The organism is Streptomyces triticisoli, assembly GCF_003270085.1.
In the GTDB taxonomy this organism is placed as follows: domain Bacteria; phylum Actinomycetota; class Actinomycetes; order Streptomycetales; family Streptomycetaceae; genus Streptomyces; species Streptomyces triticisoli.
Window position 1 is genome coordinate 1 of sequence record NZ_QFDQ01000291.1, and the last position, 21,897, is coordinate 21,897.

General features: G+C 70.8%; 17 protein-coding genes and 1 pseudogene. 5 read left to right on the plus strand and 13 right to left on the minus strand.

What is annotated here, in order from left to right; all coding sequences use genetic code 11:
• Positions 1–559: 559 nt before the first annotated feature.
• The 9 genes from pssA to DEP02_RS32445 all read right to left on the minus strand — a co-directional run bounded on the left by pssA (position 560) and on the right by DEP02_RS32445 (position 11,578).
• Complete coding sequence (pssA, locus tag DEP02_RS32405; protein ID WP_112471257.1) at positions 560–1,381, minus strand: CDP-diacylglycerol--serine O-phosphatidyltransferase; 822 nt, start codon at positions 1,379–1,381, stop codon at positions 560–562.
• A gap of 22 nt (positions 1,382–1,403) precedes the next feature.
• Complete coding sequence (locus tag DEP02_RS32410; RefSeq protein WP_112471243.1) at positions 1,404–2,051, minus strand: phosphatidylserine decarboxylase; 648 nt, start codon at positions 2,049–2,051, stop codon at positions 1,404–1,406.
• A 171-nt stretch (positions 2,052–2,222) separates the two neighbouring features.
• Positions 2,223–3,428 carry an acyl-CoA dehydrogenase family protein gene (locus tag DEP02_RS32415; protein ID WP_112471244.1) on the minus strand — a complete coding sequence of 402 codons (1,206 nt, stop codon included), beginning with the start codon at positions 3,426–3,428 and terminating at the stop codon, positions 2,223–2,225.
• Positions 3,429–3,430: 2 nt separating this feature from the next.
• Positions 3,431–4,000, minus strand: coding sequence for a MaoC family dehydratase (locus DEP02_RS32420; protein WP_112471245.1), 570 nt, complete (start codon positions 3,998–4,000; stop codon positions 3,431–3,433).
• Between the two features lie 16 nt (positions 4,001–4,016).
• Entirely contained in the window at positions 4,017–4,976 is a 960-nt protein-coding gene (locus tag DEP02_RS32425) for an HpcH/HpaI aldolase/citrate lyase family protein (RefSeq protein WP_112471246.1), read from the minus strand.
• Positions 4,973–7,021 carry a protein meaA gene (locus DEP02_RS32430; protein ID WP_112471247.1) on the minus strand — a complete coding sequence of 683 codons (2,049 nt, stop codon included), beginning with the start codon at positions 7,019–7,021 and terminating at the stop codon, positions 4,973–4,975. Before DEP02_RS32430 ends, DEP02_RS32425 begins: the two co-directional genes overlap by 4 nt.
• A gap of 9 nt (positions 7,022–7,030) precedes the next feature.
• Positions 7,031–8,368: a crotonyl-CoA carboxylase/reductase gene (gene ccrA / locus DEP02_RS32435; RefSeq protein ID WP_198668700.1), complete on the minus strand. Its 1,338-nt coding sequence runs from the start codon at positions 8,366–8,368 to the stop codon at positions 7,031–7,033.
• A 443-nt stretch (positions 8,369–8,811) separates the two neighbouring features.
• The gene (locus DEP02_RS32440) at positions 8,812–9,633 is read right to left on the minus strand and encodes a TetR family transcriptional regulator (RefSeq protein WP_232839381.1); all 822 of its coding nucleotides are present in this window, start codon (positions 9,631–9,633) and stop codon (positions 8,812–8,814) included.
• A 139-nt stretch (positions 9,634–9,772) separates the two neighbouring features.
• On the minus strand, positions 9,773–11,578 hold the full coding sequence (locus DEP02_RS32445) for a 3-hydroxyacyl-CoA dehydrogenase family protein (RefSeq protein ID WP_112471250.1): 1,806 nt from the start codon (positions 11,576–11,578) through the stop codon (positions 9,773–9,775).
• A gap of 373 nt (positions 11,579–11,951) precedes the next feature.
• Here DEP02_RS32445 and DEP02_RS32450 point away from each other — a divergent pair, with 373 nt between their 5' ends.
• Positions 11,952–12,527 (plus strand): adenylosuccinate lyase, encoded by a 576-nt coding sequence (locus DEP02_RS32450; RefSeq protein WP_112471251.1) that lies wholly within the window; start codon positions 11,952–11,954, stop codon positions 12,525–12,527.
• Here the strand turns inward: DEP02_RS32450 and DEP02_RS32455 are convergent.
• The 4 genes and pseudogenes from DEP02_RS32455 to DEP02_RS35205 form a co-directional block, all read right to left on the minus strand.
• The gene (locus tag DEP02_RS32455; RefSeq protein ID WP_112471258.1) at positions 12,451–13,032 is read right to left on the minus strand and encodes a GNAT family N-acetyltransferase; all 582 of its coding nucleotides are present in this window, start codon (positions 13,030–13,032) and stop codon (positions 12,451–12,453) included. The two genes, DEP02_RS32450 and DEP02_RS32455, sit on opposite strands and share 77 nt — an antisense overlap.
• Positions 13,033–13,052: 20 nt before the next feature.
• Positions 13,053–13,451, minus strand: a complete 399-nt coding sequence (locus DEP02_RS32460) for a RidA family protein (protein WP_112471252.1) — start codon at positions 13,449–13,451, stop codon at positions 13,053–13,055.
• 50 nt (positions 13,452–13,501) lie between these two features.
• The gene (locus tag DEP02_RS32465) at positions 13,502–15,100 is read right to left on the minus strand and encodes an alpha/beta hydrolase (protein WP_112471253.1); all 1,599 of its coding nucleotides are present in this window, start codon (positions 15,098–15,100) and stop codon (positions 13,502–13,504) included.
• Positions 15,101–15,235: 135 nt separating this feature from the next.
• Positions 15,236–15,493 (minus strand): annotated as a pseudogene (locus tag DEP02_RS35205) (Rv2578c family radical SAM protein); the annotation flags it as partial.
• A gap of 613 nt (positions 15,494–16,106) precedes the next feature.
• Between DEP02_RS35205 and DEP02_RS32475 the strand changes: the two are divergent.
• The 4 genes from DEP02_RS32475 to DEP02_RS32490 all read left to right on the plus strand — a co-directional run.
• Positions 16,107–17,648 carry a M28 family metallopeptidase gene (locus tag DEP02_RS32475; RefSeq protein WP_112471254.1) on the plus strand — a complete coding sequence of 514 codons (1,542 nt, stop codon included), beginning with the start codon at positions 16,107–16,109 and terminating at the stop codon, positions 17,646–17,648.
• Positions 17,649–17,984: 336 nt separating this feature from the next.
• Entirely contained in the window at positions 17,985–18,428 is a 444-nt protein-coding gene (locus DEP02_RS32480; protein WP_112471255.1) for an SRPBCC family protein, read from the plus strand.
• 180 nt (positions 18,429–18,608) lie between these two features.
• A complete protein-coding gene (locus tag DEP02_RS32485) occupies positions 18,609–21,005 on the plus strand; it encodes an MFS transporter (protein WP_112471256.1) in 2,397 nt (798 codons plus the stop codon).
• A gap of 149 nt (positions 21,006–21,154) precedes the next feature.
• On the plus strand, positions 21,155–21,897 hold a 743-nt coding region (locus DEP02_RS32490), incomplete at its 3' end, for a PAS domain-containing protein (RefSeq protein WP_117434542.1).

The following is a 21,897-nucleotide window of genomic DNA, read 5'->3' on the forward strand; positions in this document are numbered from 1 at the left end:
CTCCCGCCCCCTGCACCCGGGGGCTCCCGCCCGTCCGCTCGTCTCGGTGGGTCGGAAGGTGACCGTCCCTGGGGCTCCGCCCCTGGACCCCGGCGGGGGCTGCGCCCCCTGCACCCCTGTTTCCCACCCGCCCACCCGTCTCGGTGAGGCAGAAAGTGACCGTCCCCGGGGCTCCGCCCCCGGCCCCGGCGGGGGCTCCCGCCCCCTGCACCCCCGGGGTTCCCCCTCCTCACCCCCGGGGGGAGGCCCCTCTCCGCGCCGGGGGAGGCCCCTCTCCGCGCCGGGGGAGGCTCCCCCTCCGCACCTTGGGGGAGGCTCCGCCTCCTCACCCAGGAGGGGGCTCCGCCCCCGTCCCCGGCTGCCAGGGCTCGGACTCAGGACCCGACGTGCCCTCGGTCTCCCCGCTCGTCGTGGACCTCGGGGCCGGGCCGTCCGGTGGCTGCCGGGGGCCTGGGGCCTGCCCGGGACGGACTGCTGACGACTCCCGTCCTCATGACGAAGGGCCCCCGAACCGTGAAGCGGTTCGGGGGCCCTTCCCGTCGCAGAACCCAGCGGAGCGCTACGGCAGCTGCGCCGCCCGCGCCTCGCGGCGGTTGTCGCGGAAGTTGTTCACCCGGCGGGCCGTGGCGAACAGGGGGATCACCGCGCTCATGACCAGCTGCAGGGCGCAGCCGGTCTGGAGGAGGAGCTGGCCGCTCGGGGCGTCGAAGGCCCAGGCTGCCAGGAGTCCCATGGACAGGACGATCCAGGAGAGCATCGCGACCGCGAGGCGGCCCCGCGGCTTCGGGTACTCCACCCGGCTCACCATCAGCCACGCCGTGCCCAGGATCGCCAGCAGCGTCGCCACGAAGGGCAGCTCCAGCAGGACGATCGAGACCACCGTCAGCGCGCCGAAGGGCGAGGGCATGCCCTGGAACATGCCGTCCTTCAGCGTCACGCACGAGAAGCGCGCGAGCCGTAGCACCACCGCCAGCAGCACCACGATCGCGCCCAGTGCCGCCACTCTCTGGTGGGCGTCGTCCGCGACCATGCCGTAGACGAGGACGAAGTACGCCGGGGCCAGGCCGAAGCTGATCAGGTCGGAGAGGTTGTCCAGCTCCGCGCCCATGGGGGAGGAGCGCAGCTTCCTCGCGACCAGGCCGTCGAACAGGTCGAAGACCGCCGCGCACAGCATCAGGATGACCGCCGTGGCGGCGCTGTGCCGGGCCATGCCCGCCGAGTCGTCGATGCCGGTCAGGTGCGGGATCAGGATGCCGGTGGTGGTGAAGTACACCGCCATGAAGCCGCACGTGGCGTTGCCCAGGGTGAGGGTGTCGGCTATCGACAGGCGCAGCGAGAGGGGCATCTCCTCCTCTTCGTCCACGGCGTCGGCCTCGGGCACCCAGCCCGCCTGGGTCTCGGGATCAATCACGGTCAATGCGAGTCACCCCAGCCACGGTCTTCTGGCCGACTTCGACCGCGACCTCCACGCCCTTGGGCAGGTACAGGTCGACGCGCGAGCCGAAGCGGATCAGACCGATCCGGTCACCCTGCTCGACCTTCGTGCCCGACGGGATGTACGGAACGATGCGGCGGGCCACCGCGCCGGCGATCTGGATCATCTCGATGTCGCCGAGCTCGGTGTCGAAGTGCCAGACGACCCGCTCGTTGTTCTCGCTCTCCTTGTTGAACGCCGGAACGAACCCGCCGGGGACGTGCTCGACCGACGTGACCGTGCCGGCGAGCGGGGCACGGTTGACGTGGACGTTCAGCGGGCTCATGAAGATCGCGACACGGGTGCGGCCGTCCTTCCACGGCATGATGCTCTGCACCACACCGTCGGCGGGCGAGATGACCCGGCCCTGGGTGATCTCGCGCTCGGGGTCGCGGAAGAACCACAGCATCCCCGCCGCGAGTGCGGTGGCGGGGACGGCTACGGCCTTGGCGGCACCCGAGCGGCGGGCACGGACCAGGCTGACGGCTGCGGTCGCGACGGTCGGAAGAAGCCACGGCGACGCTCCGCGGGCGAGGCGGATCCGGCCGCTGGGTACAGAGGTTTGGCTGTGGGGCATGGATGACCTTCGTAGCGGATGATGCCGCGCTTTCGACGGGGGACGGCGGCTTTCCGGCGATCGTAGCGGCTAAGCGCCGTAACTGGGTAAGCCGAGCTGACGAGTCGGCGGCCGAAGACCGCTGACGGGGTGTGATCTTCTTCTCGAAGAAAACACCCCGTACGCGGACGTTCAGCCCTGGAAGCGGTACTCTTCGAGCAGTCGGCGGCCGATGATCATTTTCTGGATCTCGGCGGTACCTTCACCGATGAGCAGCATCGGGGCCTCGCGGTAGAGGCGCTCGATCTCGTACTCCTTGGAGAAGCCGTAGCCGCCATGGATGCGGAAGGCGTCCTCCACGACCTCCTTGCAGTACTCGGAGGCCAGGTACTTCGCCATGCCGGCCTCGAGGTCGTTGCGCTGACCGGAGTCCTTCTTGCGCGCGGCGTTCACCATCATCGCATGCGCCGCCTCGACCTTGGTGGCCATCTCCGCCAGCTTGAACTGGATGGCCTGGTGCTGGGCGATCGGCTTGCCGAAGGTGTGGCGCTGCTGGGCGTACCGGACGCCCAGCTCGAAGGCGCGCTGGGCGACGCCGCAGCCGCGGGCGGCGACGTTCACACGGCCGACCTCGACGCCGTCCATCATCTGGTAGAAGCCGCGGCCGGTGACGCCGCCGAGCACCCGGTCGGCCGGTACGCGCAGCCCGTCCATGATCAGCTCGGTGGTGTCGACGCCCTTGTAGCCCATCTTGTCGATCTTGCCGGGGATGGTGAGACCCGGGCGGACCTCGCCGAAGCCGGGCTCCTTCTCCACCAGGAAGGTCGTCATCGACTTGTGGGGCGCGGTGCCCTCCGGGTGACCCTCGTCACTGCGGACCAGGACCGCGACGAGCGAGGATGTGCCGCCGTTGGTCAGCCACATCTTCTGGCCGGTCAGGACGTACTCGTCGCCGTCCCTCACCGCCTTCGACGTGATCGCCGAGACGTCCGAGCCCAGGGCCGGCTCGGACATCGAGAACGCGCCCCGGACGTCACCGAGCGCCATCTTCGGCAGGAAGTGGTCCTTCTGCTCCTGCGTGCCGTGCTGCTTGAGCATGTACGCGACGATGAAGTGCGTGTTGATGATGCCGGACACCGACATCCAGCCGCGGGCGATCTCCTCCACGCACAGCGCGTACGTCAGCAGCGACTCGCCCAGGCCCCCGTACTCCTCGGGGATCATCAGACCGAACAGGCCCAGCTCCTTCAGGCCGTCCACGATCTGCTGCGGGTACTCGTCGAGGTGCTCCAGCTCGGTGGCGACCGGGAGGATCTCCTTGTCGACGAAGTCCCGGACGGTGGAGACGATCTCCTGCTGGACGTCGGTCAGACCGGCGGTCTGGGCGAGTCGCGCCATGACTACTTCTCCTGCGCCTTGGGTTCGGATCCAGGGGTGCCGCCCCGCAGGGGCGTCGTTTGAGGGTGGTGGTGGGAGACGGGCGGGCGGCCGGGCTGCTCGCCGCCGCGCTCCTTGATGTACGTCTCGGTCGGCACCATCACCTTGCGGCGGAAGGTGCACACCAGCGTGCCGTCCTGCTTGTAGCCCCGGGTCTCGACGTGGACGATCCCGCGGTCGTCCTTCGACTTCGACGGCCACTTGTCCAGCACCGTCGTCTCGCCGTAGATCGTGTCGCCGTGGAAGGTCGGCGCCACGTGCCTGAGCGACTCGATCTCCAGGTTGGCGATCGCCTTGCCGGAGACGTCCGGGACGGACATGCCGAGCAGGAGGGAGTAGATGTAGTTCCCGACGACGACGTTCTTGCCGAAGTCCGTCGTCTTCTCCGCGTAGTTGGCGTCCATGTGGAGCGGGTGGTGGTTCATCGTGAGGAGGCAGAACAGGTGGTCGTCGTACTCCGTGACCGTCTTGCCCGGCCAGTGCTTGTACACCGCCCCGACCTCGAACTCCTCGTAGGTGCGTCCGAACTGCATGCCGCTCAGGGCCCTTCTAGTCGGTGGGAATCTCGAACTTGCTGGTGCGCCGCATGCCGGCCGCGCGGCCCTTGCCCGCGATGACCAGCGCCATCTTGCGACTGGCCTCGTCGATCATCTCGTCGCCGAGCATCGCCGATCCCTTCTTGCCGCCCGCCTCGGACGTGCAGTACTCGTACGCGTCCAGGATCAGCTCGGCGTGGTCGTAGTCCTCCTGGGAGGGCGAGAAGACCTCGTTGGCGGCCTCCACCTGGCCGGGGTGCAGCACCCACTTGCCGTCGAAGCCGAGCGCGGCGGCGCGGCCGGCCACCTCGCGGAAGCCGTCGACGTTGCGGATCTGCAGGTAGGGGCCGTCGATCGCCTGGAGGTCGTTGGCGCGGGCGGCCATCAGGATCTTCATCAGGATGTAGTGGTAGGCGTCCGCCGGGTAGCCGGGCGGCTGCTCGCCCACGACCAGCGACTTCATGTTGATCGACGCCATGAAGTCGGCCGGGCCGAAGATGATCGTCTCGATGCGCGGGGAGGCCTGCGCGATCTCGTTGACGTTGTTCAGGCCCTGGGCGTTCTCGATCTGCGCCTCGATGCCGATCCGGCCGACCTCGAAGCCCATGGTCTTCTCGATCTGGGTCAGGAGGAGGTCGAGGGCGACGACCTGCTGGGCGTCCTGCACCTTCGGCAGCATGATGCAGTCCAGGTTCGGGCCGGCGCCTTCGACGACCGTCACGACGTCCCGGTACGTCCACTCGGTCGTCCAGTCGTTGACGCGGACCACTCTGGTCTTGCCCGTCCAGTCGCCCTCGTTGAGGAACTTGACGATGGTGTGCCGCGCCTCGGGCTTGGCCAGCGGCGCGCACGCGTCCTCCAGGTCGAGGAAGACCTGGTCGGCGGGGAGGCCCTGCGCCTTCTCCAGGAAGCGGGGGTTGCTTCCGGGCACCGCCAGGCAGGAACGGCGGGGACGCAGACGGTTGACTGTCATGCGGGGACCTCCAGGGGGTCGAGCTTGTTCGCGTTGCGGATCTCGTCGACGATACGGCCGATGATCCCGGTGATGTCGAAGTCCTTCGGGGTGAAGACCGCGGCCACTCCCGCGGCCCTGAGCTGTTCGGCGTCACCGCTCGGGATGATCCCGCCGGCGATCACCGGGATGTCGGCCGCGCCGGCCTGCCGCAGCCGCCGGAGCACGTCCGGCACCAGCTCGGCGTGCGAGCCGGAGAGGATGGACAGGCCGACCGCGTGCACGTCCTCGGCGAGGGCCGCGTCCACGATCTGCTCGGGGGTGAGCCGGATGCCCTGGTAGACCACCTCGAACCCGGCGTCGCGGGCCCGTACGGCGATCTGCTCGGCGCCGTTGGAGTGACCGTCCAGGCCGGGCTTGCCGACCAGGAAGCGCAGCTTGCCCACGCCCAGGTCCCGGGCCGTCGCGTCCACCTTGCGGCGCACCTCGGACAGGGCCGAGCCCGCCTCGGCGGTCACGGCGACCGGCGCGGACGACACGCCGGTCGGCGCCCGGAACTCGCCGAACACCTCGCGCAGCGCCCCGGCCCACTCGCCGGTCGTGACACCCGCGCGGGCGCACTCCAGGGTGGCCTCCATGAGGTTCTCGGTGCCCTTGGCGGCCTCCTTCAGCCGCTCCAGCGCCTTGCACGGGCGCGGGTGGTTGAAGGGCGGCTGGTACCGCGTGTCGCGCCAGTTCCGCAGCGAGGCGACGACGCGGGCCTCGACCGCCGGGTCGACCGTCTGGATCGCGGTGTCCAGGTCGGCGGTGAGCGGGTTCGGCTCGGTGCCCTCGAATATGTTGACGCCGACGATCTTCTCCTGGCCGGACTCGATCCGGGCCCGGCGCTCGGCGTGCGAGGCGACCAGCTGCGACTTCAGGTAGCCGGACTCCACGGCGGCCAGCGCGCCGCCCAGCTCCTGGATGTGGTCGATCTCGGCGAGGACCGCCTCGACCAGCTCGTCCACCTTCGCCTCGATCACCTTCGAGCCCTCGAAGATGTCGTCGTACTCCAGCAGGTCGGACTCGTACGCCAGCACCTGCTGGATGCGCAGCGACCACTGCTGGTCCCAGGGCCGGGGCAGGCCGAGGGCCTCGTTCCAGGCCGGCAGCTGCACGGCACGCGCGCGTGCGTCCTTGGAGAGGGTGACGGCCAGCATCTCCAGGACGATCCGCTGGACGTTGTTCTCCGGCTGGGCCTCGGTCAGGCCGAGGGAGTTGACCTGGACGCCGTAGCGGAAGCGGCGGTGCTTGGGGTTCTCGATGCCGTACCGCTCACGCGTGATCCGGTCCCAGACGCGGCCGAAGGCGCGCATCTTGCACATCTCCTCGACGAAGCGGACGCCCGCGTTCACGAAGAAGGAGATCCGGCCCACCACGTCGCCCATGCGCTCCTGCGGCACCTGGCCGGAGTCGCGCACGGCGTCGAGGACGGCGATCGCGGTGGACATCGCGTACGCGATCTCCTGCACCGGAGTGGCGCCCGCCTCCTGCAGGTGGTAGCTGCAGATGTTGATCGGGTTCCACTTGGGGATGTGGGAGACCGTGTACGCGATCATGTCCGTCGTCAGGCGGAGCGACGGCCCCGGCGGGAAGACGTGCGTGCCGCGGGACAGGTACTCCTTGACGATGTCGTTCTGGGTCGTGCCCTGGAGTCTGGTGATGTCCGCGCCCTGCTCCTCGGCGACGACCTGGTAGAGCGCCAGCAGCCACATGGCCGTGGCGTTGATCGTCATCGAGGTGTTCATCTGCTCCAGCGGGATGTCCTGGAACAGCCGGCGCATGTCACCCAGGTGCGTGACCGGCACGCCGACCCGGCCGACCTCGCCGCGGGCGAGGATGTGGTCGGGGTCGTAGCCGGTCTGCGTCGGCAGGTCGAAGGCCACCGACAGACCCGTCTGGCCCTTGGCGAGGTTGCGCCGGTACAGCTCGTTGGACGCCTCGGCCGTGGAGTGACCGGCGTAGGTCCGCATGAGCCACGGCCGGTCCTTCTCCCGCCTTTCCGCGGCGGGCTGACGCTCGCTCATGTGCGCCTCTCAGACGTTCCGGAAGCGGTTGATGGCGTCGATGTGCCGGGCGCGCATCTCCTGGTCGCGCACGCCCAGGCCTTCCTCGGGGGCCAGGCACAGCACACCGACCTTGCCCTGGTGCAGGTTGCGGTGCACGTCGTACGCCGCCTGCCCGGTGTCCTGGAGGGAGTAGACCCTGGACAGCGTCGGGTGGATCTTGCCCTTGGCGATGAGCCGGTTGGCCTCCCAGGCCTCGCGGTAGTTGGCGAAGTGCGAGCCGATGATCCGCTTCAGGGACATCCACAGGTATCGGTTGTCGTATTCGTGGGTGTAGCCCGAGGTGGAGGCGCAGGTGACGATGGTGCCGCCCTTGCGGGTGACGTAGACGGAGGCGCCGAAGGTCTCGCGGCCGGGGTGCTCGAAGACGATGTCGACGTCCTCGCCGCCGGTGAGCTCACGGATGCGCTTGCCGAAGCGCTTCCACTCCTTGGGGTCCTGGGTGTGCTCGTCCTTCCAGAACTTGTAGTCCTCGGCGGTGCGGTCGATGATCGCCTCGGCGCCCATCGACCGGCAGATGTCCGCCTTCTGGTCGCTGGAGACGACGCAGATGGGCGTGGCGCCGCCGGCGAGGGCGAACTGGGTGGCGTAACTGCCGAGGCCGCCGCTCGCGCCCCAGATGAGCACGTTGTCGCCCTGCTTCATGCCGGCGCCGTTGCGGGAGACCAGCTGCCGGTAGGCGGTGGAGTTGACCAGGCCCGGGGCCGCGGCCTCCTCCCAGCTGAGGTGGCCGGGCTTCGGCATCAGCTGGTTGGACTTGACGAGTGCTATCTCGGCCAGACCGCCGAAGTTGGTCTCGAAGCCCCAGATGCGCTGCTCCGGGTCGAGCATCGTGTCGTTGTGTCCGTCGGACGACTCCAGCTCGACGGACAGGCAGTGCGCGACGACCTCGTCGCCGGGGTTCCAGGCGTTGACGCCGGGGCCGGTGCGCAGGACGACGCCCGCGAGGTCGGAGCCGATGATGTGGTACGGCAGGTCGTGCCGCTTGGTGAGCTCGGAGAGCTTGCCGTAGCGCTCCAGGAAGCCGAACGTCGGCAGCGGCTCGAAGATCGAGGTCCACACCGAGTTGTAGTTGACCGAGGAGGCCATGACGGCCACCAGGGCCTCACCCGGGCCGAGTTCGGGCAGCGGAACGTCGTCGAGGTGGATCGACTTGCGCGGGTCCTTGTCGCGGGTCTCGAGCCCCGCGAACATCTCCGTCTCGTCCTTGTGCACGGTGATCGCGCGGTACGACTCGGGGAGCGGCAGAGCGGCGAAGTCCTCCGAGGTGGAGTCGGGGGACTGGATCGCGTCCAGGATGTCCTTCACGGTCACGGTGTTGCCTCCGGCGATGAGCGCCCCGAGGGAGGGGCGCTGAGGGTTACGTCGGTGCTGCTGAGGGTCGGGTGAGGGGGTGCCGTCGGTTCGGCGGGTGGAGCTTCGACAGCGCTTTGTGGCGCGGGAGGTTGCCTGTGACGCAGGCGTCCGGGCGGGCAGGCCGGGCCTGGCTTGCTGGGACAGCCGGCGTGCGTACGGTCCTGCACGCCGGCCGCCCGGACACCTTCAACGTATGACACCGCGTGTCACCTCGCAAGGCACCGAGTGCCAGAACTTTCGCTCAGGCGAAAACTTTACGTATCAAATGAGCGATGATCGATCGAATCGGCCTTCAAGGGCGGGTGAAAAGGGACTCTGACATGCAAAAACGGCCACCCCGTGGGGTGGCCGTGATCACACAGCAGGCGCAGCGCACGCAGCGCGGCGAAAAGGTCTCAGCGGCCCTTCAGAGCCTCCTCGATGGTCCGCATGACCTCCGCCAGCGGGGCATCGGTGCGGGCGACCGTCACCAGGACCTCGCCCTGCCGGGCCACCGCCGCGGAGGGACCGTCGGGAGGCGCCGACGACGCCGCGGAACGGCCGGCCCCGATCCCGCTGCCGAAGGTCCTGCGGACGATCGCGAAGGCATGGTCCAGCTGCGCCTCCACGTCCCCCTGGCCGTCCGCCCGCAGCCAGCGCCGCAGCACATGGTTGTGCGCGGTGACCACGGCCGAGGCGGCGACCTCCGCGAGCAGCGGGTCGTCGTTGGCGTCGTCGGCGTGCGCGCGCTCGTCGAAGTGGCCCAGCAGATAGCGCGTGAACAGCCGCTCGTAGCGGGCCACCGAGGCGATCTCCGCCTCGCGCAGCGTGGGGACCTCGCGGGTCAGCCTGTAGCGGGCGACCGAGATGTCCGGCTGCGCCGCGTACATCTTCATGACTTCCTTGATGCCCCGGCACACCGTGTCGAGCGGGTGCTCGTGCGCGGGCGCGGCGTTGAGGACCGCCTCGGCGCGGATCAGGGTGTCGTCGTGGTCGGGGAAGATCGCCTCTTCCTTGGAGCGGAAGTGGCGGAAGAAGGTGCGGCGGGCGACCCCGGCCGCCGCGGCGATCTCGTCGACCGTGGTCGCCTCGTACCCCTTGGTCGCGAACAGCTCCATCGCGGCGGCCGCCAGCTCCCGGCGCATTTTGAGCCGTTGGACGGCCGCGCGGGAGCCCGCGACGCTCTCCGGCGCGTCGGGCGTGGCTGGTGTACGTGAGGACTTGGCGGGCTGGGGCATGACCCGAACGTACTGCATTCGTGCAGCGTGATGGTGCGCCTGCCCCCGGTTTCCGCCGTCCCCGGCGGGCGGGGGAGCGGCTGCCGGGTCCAGCAGACCGCCCCATTCCCGCCCGTCCCGGAACCAGTCACCTGGACGCTCAGCGGCGGGCATGTTCGCGGAAGCCGCGGCCCGTCTTGCGGCCGAGGCAGCCCGCGGCCACCAGGTGCTCCAGGAGCGGAGCCGGGGCCAGGCCCGGGTCGCGGAACTCTCGGTGCAGCACCTTCTCGATGGCCAGGGAGACGTCCAGGCCGACGACATCCAGCAGCTCGAAGGGGCCCATCGGATAGCCGCCGCCGAGCTTCATCGCCGCGTCGATGTCGTCCAGGGACGCGTAGTGCTCCTGCACCATCTTGATCGCGTTGTTGAGGTACGGGAACAGCAGGGCGTTGACGATGAAGCCGGCCCGGTCCCCGCAGTCCACGGCATGCTTCTTGATCTTGACGCAGACCTCGTGGACCGTCGCGTGGACGTCGTCCGCGGTCAGCACCGTACGGACGACCTCGACCAGCTTCATGGCCGGCGCCGGGTTGAAGAAGTGCATGCCGATCACGTCCTGCGGGCGCGAGGTGGCACGGGCACAGGCGACCACGGGGAGCGAGGAGGTGGTGGTGGCCAGCACCGCGCCCGGCTTGCAGACCTTGTCCAGCGTCGCGAACAGCTGCTGCTTGACCGACAGTTCCTCGGCGACCGCCTCCACGGCCAGGTCCACGTCGGCGAAGTCGTCGTAGGAGCCGGTCGCCCTGATCCGGTCCAGGGTCCGCGCGGCGGCCTCGGCGGTCAGCCGCCCCTTGTCGATGGAGCGCGAAAGCGACTTGCCGATGCGGGCCTTGGCGGCCTGCGCCTTCTCCTCGCTGCGGGCGGCGAGCACGACCTCGTACCCGGCCTTGGCGAACACCTCGGCGATGCCGGAGGCCATGGTGCCCGAGCCGGCGACGCCCACGGAGCGGACCGGGCGGCCGGGGGCGAGGGTGTCCCCGTCCAGCGGGGTCAGGGCGTCCCGCACGACGGTGCCACTGCCCGGGGCCTCGTAGGTGTAGAAGCCGCGGCCCGCCTTGCGGCCGGTCAGGCCGGCCTCGCTGAGCTGCTTGAGGATCGGCGCGGGGGCGTGCAGCCGGTCGTGCGACTCGGCGTACATGGCCTCCAGGACCGTGCGCGCGGTGTCGATGCCGATCAGGTCGAGCAGCGCCAGCGGGCCCATCGGCAGGCCGCAGCCGAGCCGCATCGCGGCGTCGATGTCCTCGCGGGAGGCGTACTTCGCCTCGTACATCGCGGCGGCCTGGTTGAGGTAGCCGAACAGCAGCCCGTCGGCGACGAAACCGGGCCGGTCGCCGACCGCGACGGGCTCCTTGCCGAGCTCCAGGGCCAGGTCGGTGACGGCGGCGACGGCCTGCGGGGCGGTCAGCACCGAGGAGACCACCTCGACCAGCTTCATGGCCGGCGCCGGGTTGAAGAAGTGCATGCCCAGGACGCGCTCGGGGCGGGCCGAGTCGGCGGCCAGGCGCGTCACCGACAGCGCGTTGGTGCCGGTGGCCAGGATGGCCTCCGGGCGGACGACGCGGTCCAGCTCCCGGAAGATCTGCTGCTTGATCTCGTACGACTCCGGCGCCACCTCGATGACCAGGTCGGCGTCGGCCGCGGCGGCCAGATCGGTGGAGGTGCGCACCCGGGCGAGAAGGTCCGCGCGCTCCTGCCCGGTCAGGCGCCCGCGCTCCACGGCACGGGCGGTGGAGGACTCCAGGGCGGCGACGGACCTGGCGGCCGCGGCCTCGCTGATGTCGATGCCGACGACCTCGCGGCCGGACCGGGCGAGGACCTCGGTGATACCGGTGCCCATGGTGCCGAGGCCGACGACGGCGATCGTCTTCAGCGGGGACAGAGAGGTGTCGGAGAAGGGAGTGGCCATCTCGGGACTCCAGAAGTGAGGGTGACGACTGGGAGCGCGCCCCGGTACGCCGACGGGCGCACCGGGTGCGGAGGGATATGAGTGCGGGTGTTGCCGGGCTGCAGGCGCACACGCCCGGTGCCGATCGCCACGGGCGCCTGCGCGCCCGGCGAACGGCGAAGACCGACCGGCTCTGTCCCGAAGCCGAGTCGTACTGCGGTACCTGATGTACCGAACCGACAACACTCACGGTGGCTGCGTCACCAGGCCACTGCGAGGTGATGCGAGTGGGTGACTCGCTCGTCTGAGATTAACTCGCGGGTAACGAGCGCGCCACCCCCTCGGGTTTGTGATGTAGGTCCCGTCCGGACGGCCACGCCCCTAGGCTGGCATCGTGGACGAGGAGTCACGCTCCCTCACGGAGCGCTTACGACAGGAGTCGGGCGGGTCGGCGGCGTACGAGCACCTGGCCGCCACCCGGGACACGGACGAGCTGGCCGAGGTCCTCACGGCCCCCGGGCAGCCGCTGTGGGCCAGGGAGCTGGCCGCGTTCCGGCTCGGCCTGGCCGGCGACCGGCGGGCCTTCGAGTCGCTGGTCCTGCTCCTGAACCACCGCGACCCACAGCGCTGCGCCTGTGCCGCCCACGCCCTGGCCCGCCTCGGCGACCCCCGTACCGCCCGCGCGGCGGCGGCCCTGGCCACCAACGAACTCCGCGTCGCCTACGCCCTGCACCCGGTACGGCTCCTGGTGGAACTCCGCGCTCCCGAGTCCGCCCCCGCCCTGATCACCACCCTGGAACGCCGCCTCCGCCCCCACGACCCCTACCGCCGCGTGGCCCTCGCCTGCATCGAGGGCCTGGCCGCTCTCGCCGACCCCCGAGCCCGCCCGGTCCTCACCGAGGCCCTGGCCCACCCGCCCCTGGCGGAGGCGGCGGCACGGGCGCTGACGCGGATCCCGGGGCAACGGTGACCGGCGGGCCCGGCAGGCACCTGGCGTACCGCACCTCGGGCACGGCGATCCCGTCCACCTCGAAGGGCTCCTCGGCGCCGTCCGCGCGGAAACCCGCCCGCTCGTAGAAACGCCGGGCGCGGGCGTTCTCCTTGAGCACCCACAGGAACATGCGCACGTGCCCGGCGGCAGCACACTGCCGCACCGCCTGAGCGAGCAGCGCCCTCCCGATGCCGCCGCCGCAGCGCGCCGGGTCCACATAGATTGCGTACAACTCGGCGTCCCCGGTGCGGACTTCTCCGTCCCGGTACGGTCCGTGGCACGCCCAGCCGACGATCTCGCCTTCCTGCTCGGCGACCAGGTTCACCACGCCGCCGCCGTGCTGCGCGAGGCGCGCGCGACGGCGCTCGGCGTCCTGCTCCACGCTGAGGGCGTCGAGGTACGACTGCGGAACGAGACCCCGGTAGGCGCTCCGCCAGCCCCCGACCCGGATCTCGGAGACCCGGTCGCAGTCGGCGAGCGTCATCCGCCGGATGCTGAGGCTCGTCACTCGGACACCACCGCGAACGCCTCGATCTCCACCAGGAACTCCGGGCGGACCAGGGCGGAGACCTGGACGGCCGAGGAGGCGGGCAGGCGGTCGTCGGGTATGTGGGTGGCGCGGGCCGCGCGGACGGCCGGGAGGTGGGCCATGTCCGTGACGAAGTAGGTGAGTTTGACGACATCCTCGAAAGTCGCCCCCGCCGCGGCCAGGCAGCGGCGCAGGTTCTCGAAGACCTGACGCGCCTGCGCGGCCGGGTCGCCCTCGCCGACGAGCTTGCCGTCCTCGTCCAGGGGGAGCTGGCCGGAGACCGCGACGAAGCGGCCGGTGCCCATGACGACGTGGGCGTACTGCGCGGCGGGGGCGACCCCGGCGGGGGCGGGAATCCTGGTCGGCTCACTCATGTGTTCATGGTGGGCCATGGGACTGACAACGCCCGCCCCCACGGGACGACTCAGCCGCGGAAGCGGACGAAGTCGTGCAGCGTCGTGCCGCGTGCGGTGCCGGGGGCGGACGTGGCCGCCAGGGCGGACGCCTTCGTGCTCAGCGGCTTGGGGTCGGGCAGCTTCTGGCACACCGCGTCCGCGACGCCGTGCCCGCGCGGCACCTTGCCGTTGGTCAGGTACGTGGCCAGGTGCTTGTCCAGGCAGGCGTTCCCGCTCAGCGTGACGCCGTGGTTGCCGCCGCCCTGCTCGACGACCAGGCTGGAGTTCCGCAGCAGACGGTGCACCATGACGCCGCCCGGGTACGGGGTGGCCGCGTCGTCGGTCGCCTGGAACAGCAGCGCCGGCGGCAGCTTGCCGTTGGCGACGTTCACCGGGCGCTGCGAGGGCACCGGCCAGAAGGCGCAGGGCGCGTTGTACCAGGCGTTGTTCCAGGTCATGAACGGCGCCTTGGCGTGCACGGCCCAGTTGTCCTTGCGCCACTGCCGCCAGTCGCGCGGCCAGGCGGCGTCACGGCACTGCACCGCGGCGTAGACGCTGTAACCGTTGTCGCCGGAGGCGTCCACGGCGGCGAAGTTGTCGTACGCCTCGATGAGCGGTCCGGTCTTCTTGTCGTTCACGTACGCCGCGAACGCCTGGGCGAGGTGAGGCCAGTAGCCGTTGTAGTAGCCGCCGGGGACGAAGATGTCCTCCAGCTCGGAGGCGCCGACCTTGCCGCCCGCGGGCTTCTTGGCGAGCGCGGCCCGCATCGCGTACCACTTGGCCGCGATCCTGGCCGGGTCGGTGCCCAGCCGGTACGTCGAGTGGTGCTTGGCGATCCACGCCATGAAGGCGTGCTGGCGGCCCTCGAAGGCGTGGTCCTGCTGGATGTTGCCGTCGTACCAGACGCCGGTCGGGTCCACGATCGAGTCCAGGACGAGCCGGCGCACCCGCTCCGGGTGGAGCTTGGCGTACACCGCGCCGAGGTAGGTGCCGTAGGAGTAACCGAAGTAATTGATCTTCTTCGCGCCGAGGGCCTGCCGGATCGCGTCCAGGTCGGTCGCCGCGTCGACCGTGTTGATGTGCGGCAGCACGCCCGCGTACTTCTTGCCGCAGGCGGCGGCGAAGGCCTTCGCGCGCGCGAGGTTGGCCTTCTCGGTCGCGGAGGTGCTCAGCACCGAGTCGGGGCGCACCGGATTGAAGTAGCCCGGCTTGCAGTCCAGCGCGGGGGAACTCCTGCCCACCCCGCGCGGGTCGAAGCCGATGACGTCGTACTGGGCCGCGACCGACTTGGGCAGCGAGGAGGCGACGAAGCCGGCGAGCGTCAGGCCGCTGCCGCCGGGGCCGCCGGGGTTGACCAGCAGGGGGCCCTGGTACGTCTTCGCGGTGTGCGGGACGCGGGACAGCGCCAGAGTGATCTTCTTCCCGGACGGGTTCCTGTAGTCGAGCGGCACCTTCACCGACCCGCACTGGAGCGTCGGGTAGTCCTTGGTGCCGCACTTCTTCCACGTGACCTTGACGGCCTTCGCGGCGGCTGCGGGGTGCGGCGTGCTCGCCTCGGCGGGGACGGCCGTGAGGGACCCGGCCATGACGACGGCGGCACCGCACAGCACGGCAGCGCTTCTTCTCATACGTCCTCCCAGGACGGAGAGGCTGCGGACCGCGGGTCTCGCGATCCTCGCCGCATCGTCCCGGAAAGCACCCCCGGAAGAACGCGTTCTGCCAAACCTTGACCCGATCGGGCCGCGTGATGCGCTCGAACGATCTCAAGCGAGCGTAAGTTGGGTCGGTTCGGACATCTGGGGCGGCGCCGGCTCGGGCGACCGGACGCGGCGCGGCATCCCCGCGCGCGTGGAGCCGATGCCGTACTCCTTTGTCGAGACGTGCGCCTGACGGGTGATCCGGCGCTGGTGCCGCTTCGGGGCGGAGGCACGCTCGGCGTACAGCCGCTCGCAGCGGCGCACCAGGCGTGGGTGGTGCTGCCCGGGCCGGGCCATGAACCACTCGCGGGGATCCAGTCGCAGGGGCCGGGAGGTGCGGGGCGCGCGCCCAGGTCACGTCCACATCCTTGGCCACGCTCATACATGCCCACCGGCCCGGCCTCGGCGACGCGGCCAAGCCGGACCGCATCAACGACCCGGCGCGGCTGTCGGATCCGCAGGACGCTGACCGACGAACTCGCTTATCAGTGCGAGGAGTTCCGGACGGCCCTTGTGCTCGCCCCGGACGGATCTCCAGTGTCTCGCACGGCACCCGGGCCGCATACGCGGGGTGCAGTGCCCACAGCCCCGCCCCTGACGGAGCGTCGGGAGCCGCGACACCCGGTCGCTCCGGACCGGGGCCGGCATTCACCTCCGACCTGCCCCGGACTCCGGTCAGTGCCGGTGGCTTTCGGTCAACTTCGGTGGGGCAGCGGCCGGTCGGTGCGCTCGGCACCCGCGCACGGGCGGCGCCGACGCCGAAGATTCCTGTCAACCCATTACCAAGCGTTTACTGAGCAGATACCTTTCTCCTTGCCGGTGGCAGGAGGGCGGAGCGATCCGGTTGTTCCTGCCTGCCCCGGAGCACCGCCGTACGTCGTTCGGCCTGTTTTCGGCCATTACGCCTGTTCCTCATGGACCGCCGGAAGGAAGCGTTTTGAACGCTCGTAACCGCCGTACCACGGTAGCCGCCGTCTCCGTGGCGGGGCTCATAGCGCCCCTGCTGCTGATCGGATCGGGCACCGCCTCCGCCCACAGCGACCCTGCCAAGGAGGCTGCCAAGCTCGCAAGGAAACTCGTCAAGAAGAGCACCGCCAAGGATGCCTACGAGCATCTGAGACAGTTTCAGCGGATCGCCGACAAGAACGGGAACACCCGGGTGGCCGGGTCGAAGGGGCACCGGCAGTCGGCCGAGTACGTCGAAGGCCTGCTGCGGAAGGCCGGGTACTCGGTGACCCGGAACGAGTTCGACTTCCCGTTCACCCAGACGCTGGCGGAGAACCTGCGGGTGGTGTCGCCGCAGCAGCAGGACGTCCCGGTGATCGCCATGACGTACTCCGCCAACAGCCCGGTCGGCGGCATCACCGCCCCGGTCGCGGTGGTGCCGGTCGACGCCACCACCGGCTGCGAGCCGGAGGACTACGCCTCCGGGACGTTCACCGGCAAGATCGCGCTGATCCAGCGCGGCGGCTGCACCTTCGCGGAGAAGCAGGAGGCCGCCGCCGGTGCGGGCGCGGTCGGGGCGATCATCTACAACAACACCGAGGGCGCGCTCAACGGCACCCTGGGAGACCCGTCCGTCGCCAGGATCCCGGCCGGCGGCGTCACGCAGGCGGACGGCGAGGCGCTCGCGGCCAAGGCCGCCGCCGGTGAGGTGACCGTCAACCTGGAGATCCGCACCTTCTCGGAGACCCGGCGCACCTACAACGTGATCGCCGAGACCAAGGGCGGCAACGCCGGCAACGTGGTGATGTTCGGGGCCCACTTGGACTCGGTGGCGGAGGGCCCGGGCATCAACGACAACGGCTCAGGCTCCGCCGGCATCCTCGACGTGGCCCTGAACCTCGCCCACGAGAAGACCAAGAACAAGGTGCGCTTCGCCTGGTGGTCGGCCGAGGAGTTCGGCCTGCTGGGCTCGGAGGCGTACGTCAACAGCCTCTCGGCGGCGGACCTCGCGAAGGTCAAGCTGTACCTGAACTTCGACATGATCGCCTCGCCGAACTACGTCCAGTTCGTCTACGACGGCGACGACTCCGACCAGGTCGGCGCCGGCCCCGGCCCGGAGGGCTCGGCGCAGCTGGAGCGGCAGATCACCGACTTCCTGGACAGCCGGGGCATCCCGCACGAGGGCACCGACTTCACCGGCCGGTCGGACTACGGGCCGTTCATCGAGGTGGGCATCCCCTCGGGCGGCACCTTCACCGGCGCCGAGGGCGTCAAGACGGCCGAGCAGGCAAAGGTGTACGGCGGTGAGGCCGGTGTCGCGTACGACGCCTGCTACCACGCCGCGTGCGACGACCTGAAGAACATCAGCATGAAGGCGCTCGACATCAACGTCGACGTCATCGCCAACGCGGTGGGCCAGTACGCCTGGGACACCAGCCTCCTGAGCAAGCCGGTGGCGCCGCAGGACACCAAGGGTTCGGCGGGCAGCGGCGGTGGCCTGCGCGAGGGCCACGACCATGAGGTCACCGAGTAATTCCCGGTACGGACAAGGGGGAGGGCCGGACAGTCCGGCCCTCCCCCTTCCGATGCCGCGGGTCGTCATCGTGTCCGCGCCGAACAGCGTGGCGTCGGCCCGGACGGCGCCCCATGAGTCTCACAGTCGTCCCGGCGCGTCGCAGCACGCCTCCTCGGTGGCACCGGGCCCAAGAATGGAACCTTTGTTCCCTTGATCGTGCGGGTGACCGTACGAGCGTCGTTCCCGATCGTCCGCGGTGCCGGGTCCGATCACTTGCCGAGTCTCGATTTGGGGTCCGGGCAGCAGGGTGATTGGCTTGCTCCAAGCCCGAGAACGGATGTCCTGGAGGAAGTCATGGCGCAGGTCGAGGCCACTACGGAGCGGGTCGTCGCCGCCGACGCGGAGAAGGTGTTCGACGCGGTCGCCGACTACCGCGGCACCCGCCCGAAGCTGCTGCCCGAGCACTTCAGCGAGTACGAGGTGCGCGAGGGCGGGGACGGCGAGGGCACCCTCGTCCACTGGAAGCTCCAGGCCACCAGCAAGCGGGTCCGTGACTGTCTGATGGAGGTCAGCGAGCCGAGCGACGGCGAGCTCGTCGAGAAGGACCGCAACTCCTCCATGGTCACCACCTGGCGCGTCACCCCGGCCGGCGAGGGCAGGTCCCGGGTCGTCGTCACCACCACCTGGAAGGGCGCCGGCGGCATCGGCGGTTTCTTCGAGAAGACGTTCGCCCCCAAGGGCCTCGGCCGGATCTACGACGCCATGCTCGCCAAGCTCGCCACCGAGGTCGAGAAGTAGGCTCCCGCGAGCAACTCCCCGGAGTGCGGGCTCTGTTGACCCCTCACCGGTTCGAGTGGTTCCCCCCACGGAGTGGCGGTATGCCGTAACTCGCCGTGCTTGCTCGTAGTTGTCGATGTTGTCGATTTCCGCAGGGAATGTGCGGGAATCGTGCGGCAGACACGACGAGGGGAGCGGTACGTGGGCGGGATCACCCTGGTGCAGGACGAGCCGGTCGCGGTGGCGCCCCCGAGGATCCCCGCCGCGTCCGCCGTCCCCGCCCCTCCTCGGCTCGGTCCGCGCCGGGTGCGGCTGGTCTTCGGCGGGCTGATGCTCGCGCTGCTCCTCGCCGCCCTGGAGCAGATGATCGTCGCCACCGCGCTCCCCAGGATCGTCGGCGAGCTGCACGGCCTGGACCGGATGTCCTGGGCGATCACCGCCTACCTGCTGACCGCCACCGTCGGACTGCCCGTCTACGGCAAGCTCGGCGACCTGCTGGGCCGCAAGGGCGTCTTCCAGTTCGCCATCGTCGTCTTCGTCGTCGGCTCCGCGCTCGCCGGACGGGCGCAGACCATGGACCAGCTGATCGCCTTCCGCGCCGTGCAGGGCGTCGGCGCGGGCGGACTCATGATCGGCGTGCAGGCCATCATCGCGGACATCGTGCCGCCCCGGCAGCGCGGCCGGTTCATGGGGCTCATCGGCGCCGCCTTCGGCCTCGCCTCCGTCGCCGGACCGCTGCTCGGCGGCTACTTCACCGACCACCTGTCCTGGCGGTGGTGCTTCTACATCAACGTGCCCTTCGGCCTGGTCACCCTGGCCGTGGTCGCCGTCGTGCTGAAACTGCCCAAGCCCCGGGTCAAGGCCCGCTTCGACGTGCTGGGCACGCTGCTGCTCGCCGCCGCCTCCACCTGCCTGGTGCTGCTGACCAGCTGGGGCGGCACCACGTACGCCTGGGACTCGCACGTCGTCCTGGGGCTCGGCGCGGGCGCCGTCGCGGCGGGCGTCCTCTTCCTCCTCACCGAGCGCTTCGCCGCCGAACCCCTCATCCCGCTGCGGCTGTTCCGCGACTCCGTGTTCAACGTCACCGGTCTGGTCGGGCTCGTCGTCGGTGTCGCGCTGTTCGGCGCCGCCAGTTATCTGCCCACCTTCCTGCAGATGGTCGACGGCGCCTCGGCCACCGAGTCCGGGCTGCTGATGCTGCCCATGATGGGCGGCATCGTGGTGGCGTCGATCGTCTCCGGGCAGCTCATCAGCCACACCGGCCGCTACAAGGTCCACCCCGTCCTCGGCACCGCCCTGTCCGCCGTCGGCATGTGGCTGCTGTCCCGCCTCGAGGCCGACACGCCCCGGCTGCACTACAGCCTCTGGATGGCCGTGCTCGGCGCGGGCATCGGCCTGGTGATGCCCGTCCTGGTGCTCGCCGTGCAGAACTCCGTGCGCCCCGCCGACCTCGGCACGGCGACCAGCGCCAACAACTACTTCCGGCAGATCGGCGGCAGCGTCGGCGCCGCCGTCTTCGGCACCCTGTTCGCCGACCGGCTCACCGACGCCCTGCGCCACCGCGTCCCCGCGCACGCGGGCGGTGCCCTGCCCGACCCCGAGTCGATCACCCCGCAGGGCGTGCACGCACTGCCGCCGGTCCTGCGCGACGCCTACGTGCGCGCGTACGCCGACGCCATGCCACGGATCTTCCTCTACCTGGTGCCGGTGCTCGTCCTCGGCCTGATCATCGCCTTCTTCCTCAAGGAGAAACCCCTGGTGTCCCACAACACCCACGTCACCGACCCGGAAACCGCGCCGCCGGCCGCCACCGTGCCGCGGGCCCGTTCGCCCTACGTCGCCGGAGTGCCCGTCTGCGGCACCGTGCAGCACCCCGACGGGACCGTCGTGCCCCGCGCGGCGCTCACCCTGATCGACGTCGGCGGACAGCAGATCGGCCGGGGCGCGAGCGGCGACGACGGGCGGTACGCGCTGTCCACGCCGGGCGCCGGGTCGTACGTCCTGATCGCCGCGGCCGGCGGACACCAGCCGCAGGCGGTCTCCGTGACCGTCGGCGAGCGGCCCGTCGAGCTCGACGTCGTCCTCGGCGGCGCCGGACGGCTCGCGGGCACCGTGTGCACCGCCGACGGCAGCCCCGTGCGGGACGCCACCGTCACACTGACCAATGTGCACGGTGAGGTCGTCGCCAGCACCCGCAGCGGGCGCGAGGGCGGCTACGCCATCACCGAACTGGTCGCCGGGGAGTACACCCTGGCCGCGAGCGCCCCCGCCTTCCGGCCGGCCGCGCTCCCCGTCACCGTGCAGGCCTCGCGGGAGACCCGCCAGGACGTCGAACTCGCGGGCGGCGCCGTGCTGCGCGGGACGGTACGGGCCGGGGGCGGGCGGCCCGTCGAGGACGCGCGCGTGACGCTCCTCGATGCCGCGGGCAACGTGGTGGACACGCTCACCACCGGACCCGACGGAACGTTCCGGTTCGTCGACCTGTCCTCCGGCGAGTACACCGTGATCGCGGCCGGCTACCCGCCCGTCGCCACGGTGCTGCAGGTCGCGGGCGGAGGACGTACGGAACGCGATCTTCAGCTGGGGCACGAGGACTGAGCCGCCGACAGGGGGCGCACACCCGCGCGCCGGTGCGCTCCCGCTGAATCCAATTCCCGTATTGCCGCACATCGTGACAGGCTGCCGCCGTACCGTGGTGTTCCGGGGGGAACAGATCTTGCGGAGCCGTGGGGAGAGGGGCCTGTGCCATGGACCGTGGCACTGAAAGGGACGTACCTCCCGGTCGCGGAGCCGGGAGCGGCACGGTGGCGGCGGACGCCGCGGCCGGCCGTGTCCCGCTGGCCGTGGTCGTGGTCGACGACGACGGCCTGGTGTCGCACTGGAGCAGGGGCGCGCGGCGGATGTTCGGCACCGCCAAGGAGGAGGCGATCGGGCGGCCGGCCGCCGATCTGCTGCCCGTCTCCGGCGCCCTGCCCGACGAGGCCGACGACGCCCCCTACCGGTCGTACGCCGGCTACGACGGGCTCGGACCCGGGCTGGAGTCCTCCCTCGACGGGCGGCTGTCCTACCCGGCCGCCGGGCGCGCCCGGCTCACCGCGCCCGGACGGGACCGGGTGGACGTCCTGTGGTGGGCGTATCCGCTCGTGGGGCCGGGGCGGGAGCGGCTGCTGGTGCTCGCCGCCGACATGGACGGGCTGCGTCAGGATCCCGGGCACGAGGGCGGGGGCGCGTTCGAGCGGATCGCGCCCGCCTTCGCCCTGCACACCGACTTCCCCGGCGCCGAGGAGCTGGCGCGCCGGCTGCCCGAGGTCCTGCCCAGCATGAGCGTCGGCGAGAGCGCCCGGATCGTCGCGCAGGTCCTCGAACTGGGCTACCCGGTTCTGGAGTTCAGCCAGAACGACCGGGTGCCGGTCACCCCCGACTGGGGCGTGCCGCGGCGCGCCGAGCGCAGGGCGCGTCGCGAGCGGGCCGCGCGGGCCGCCGCCCAGGG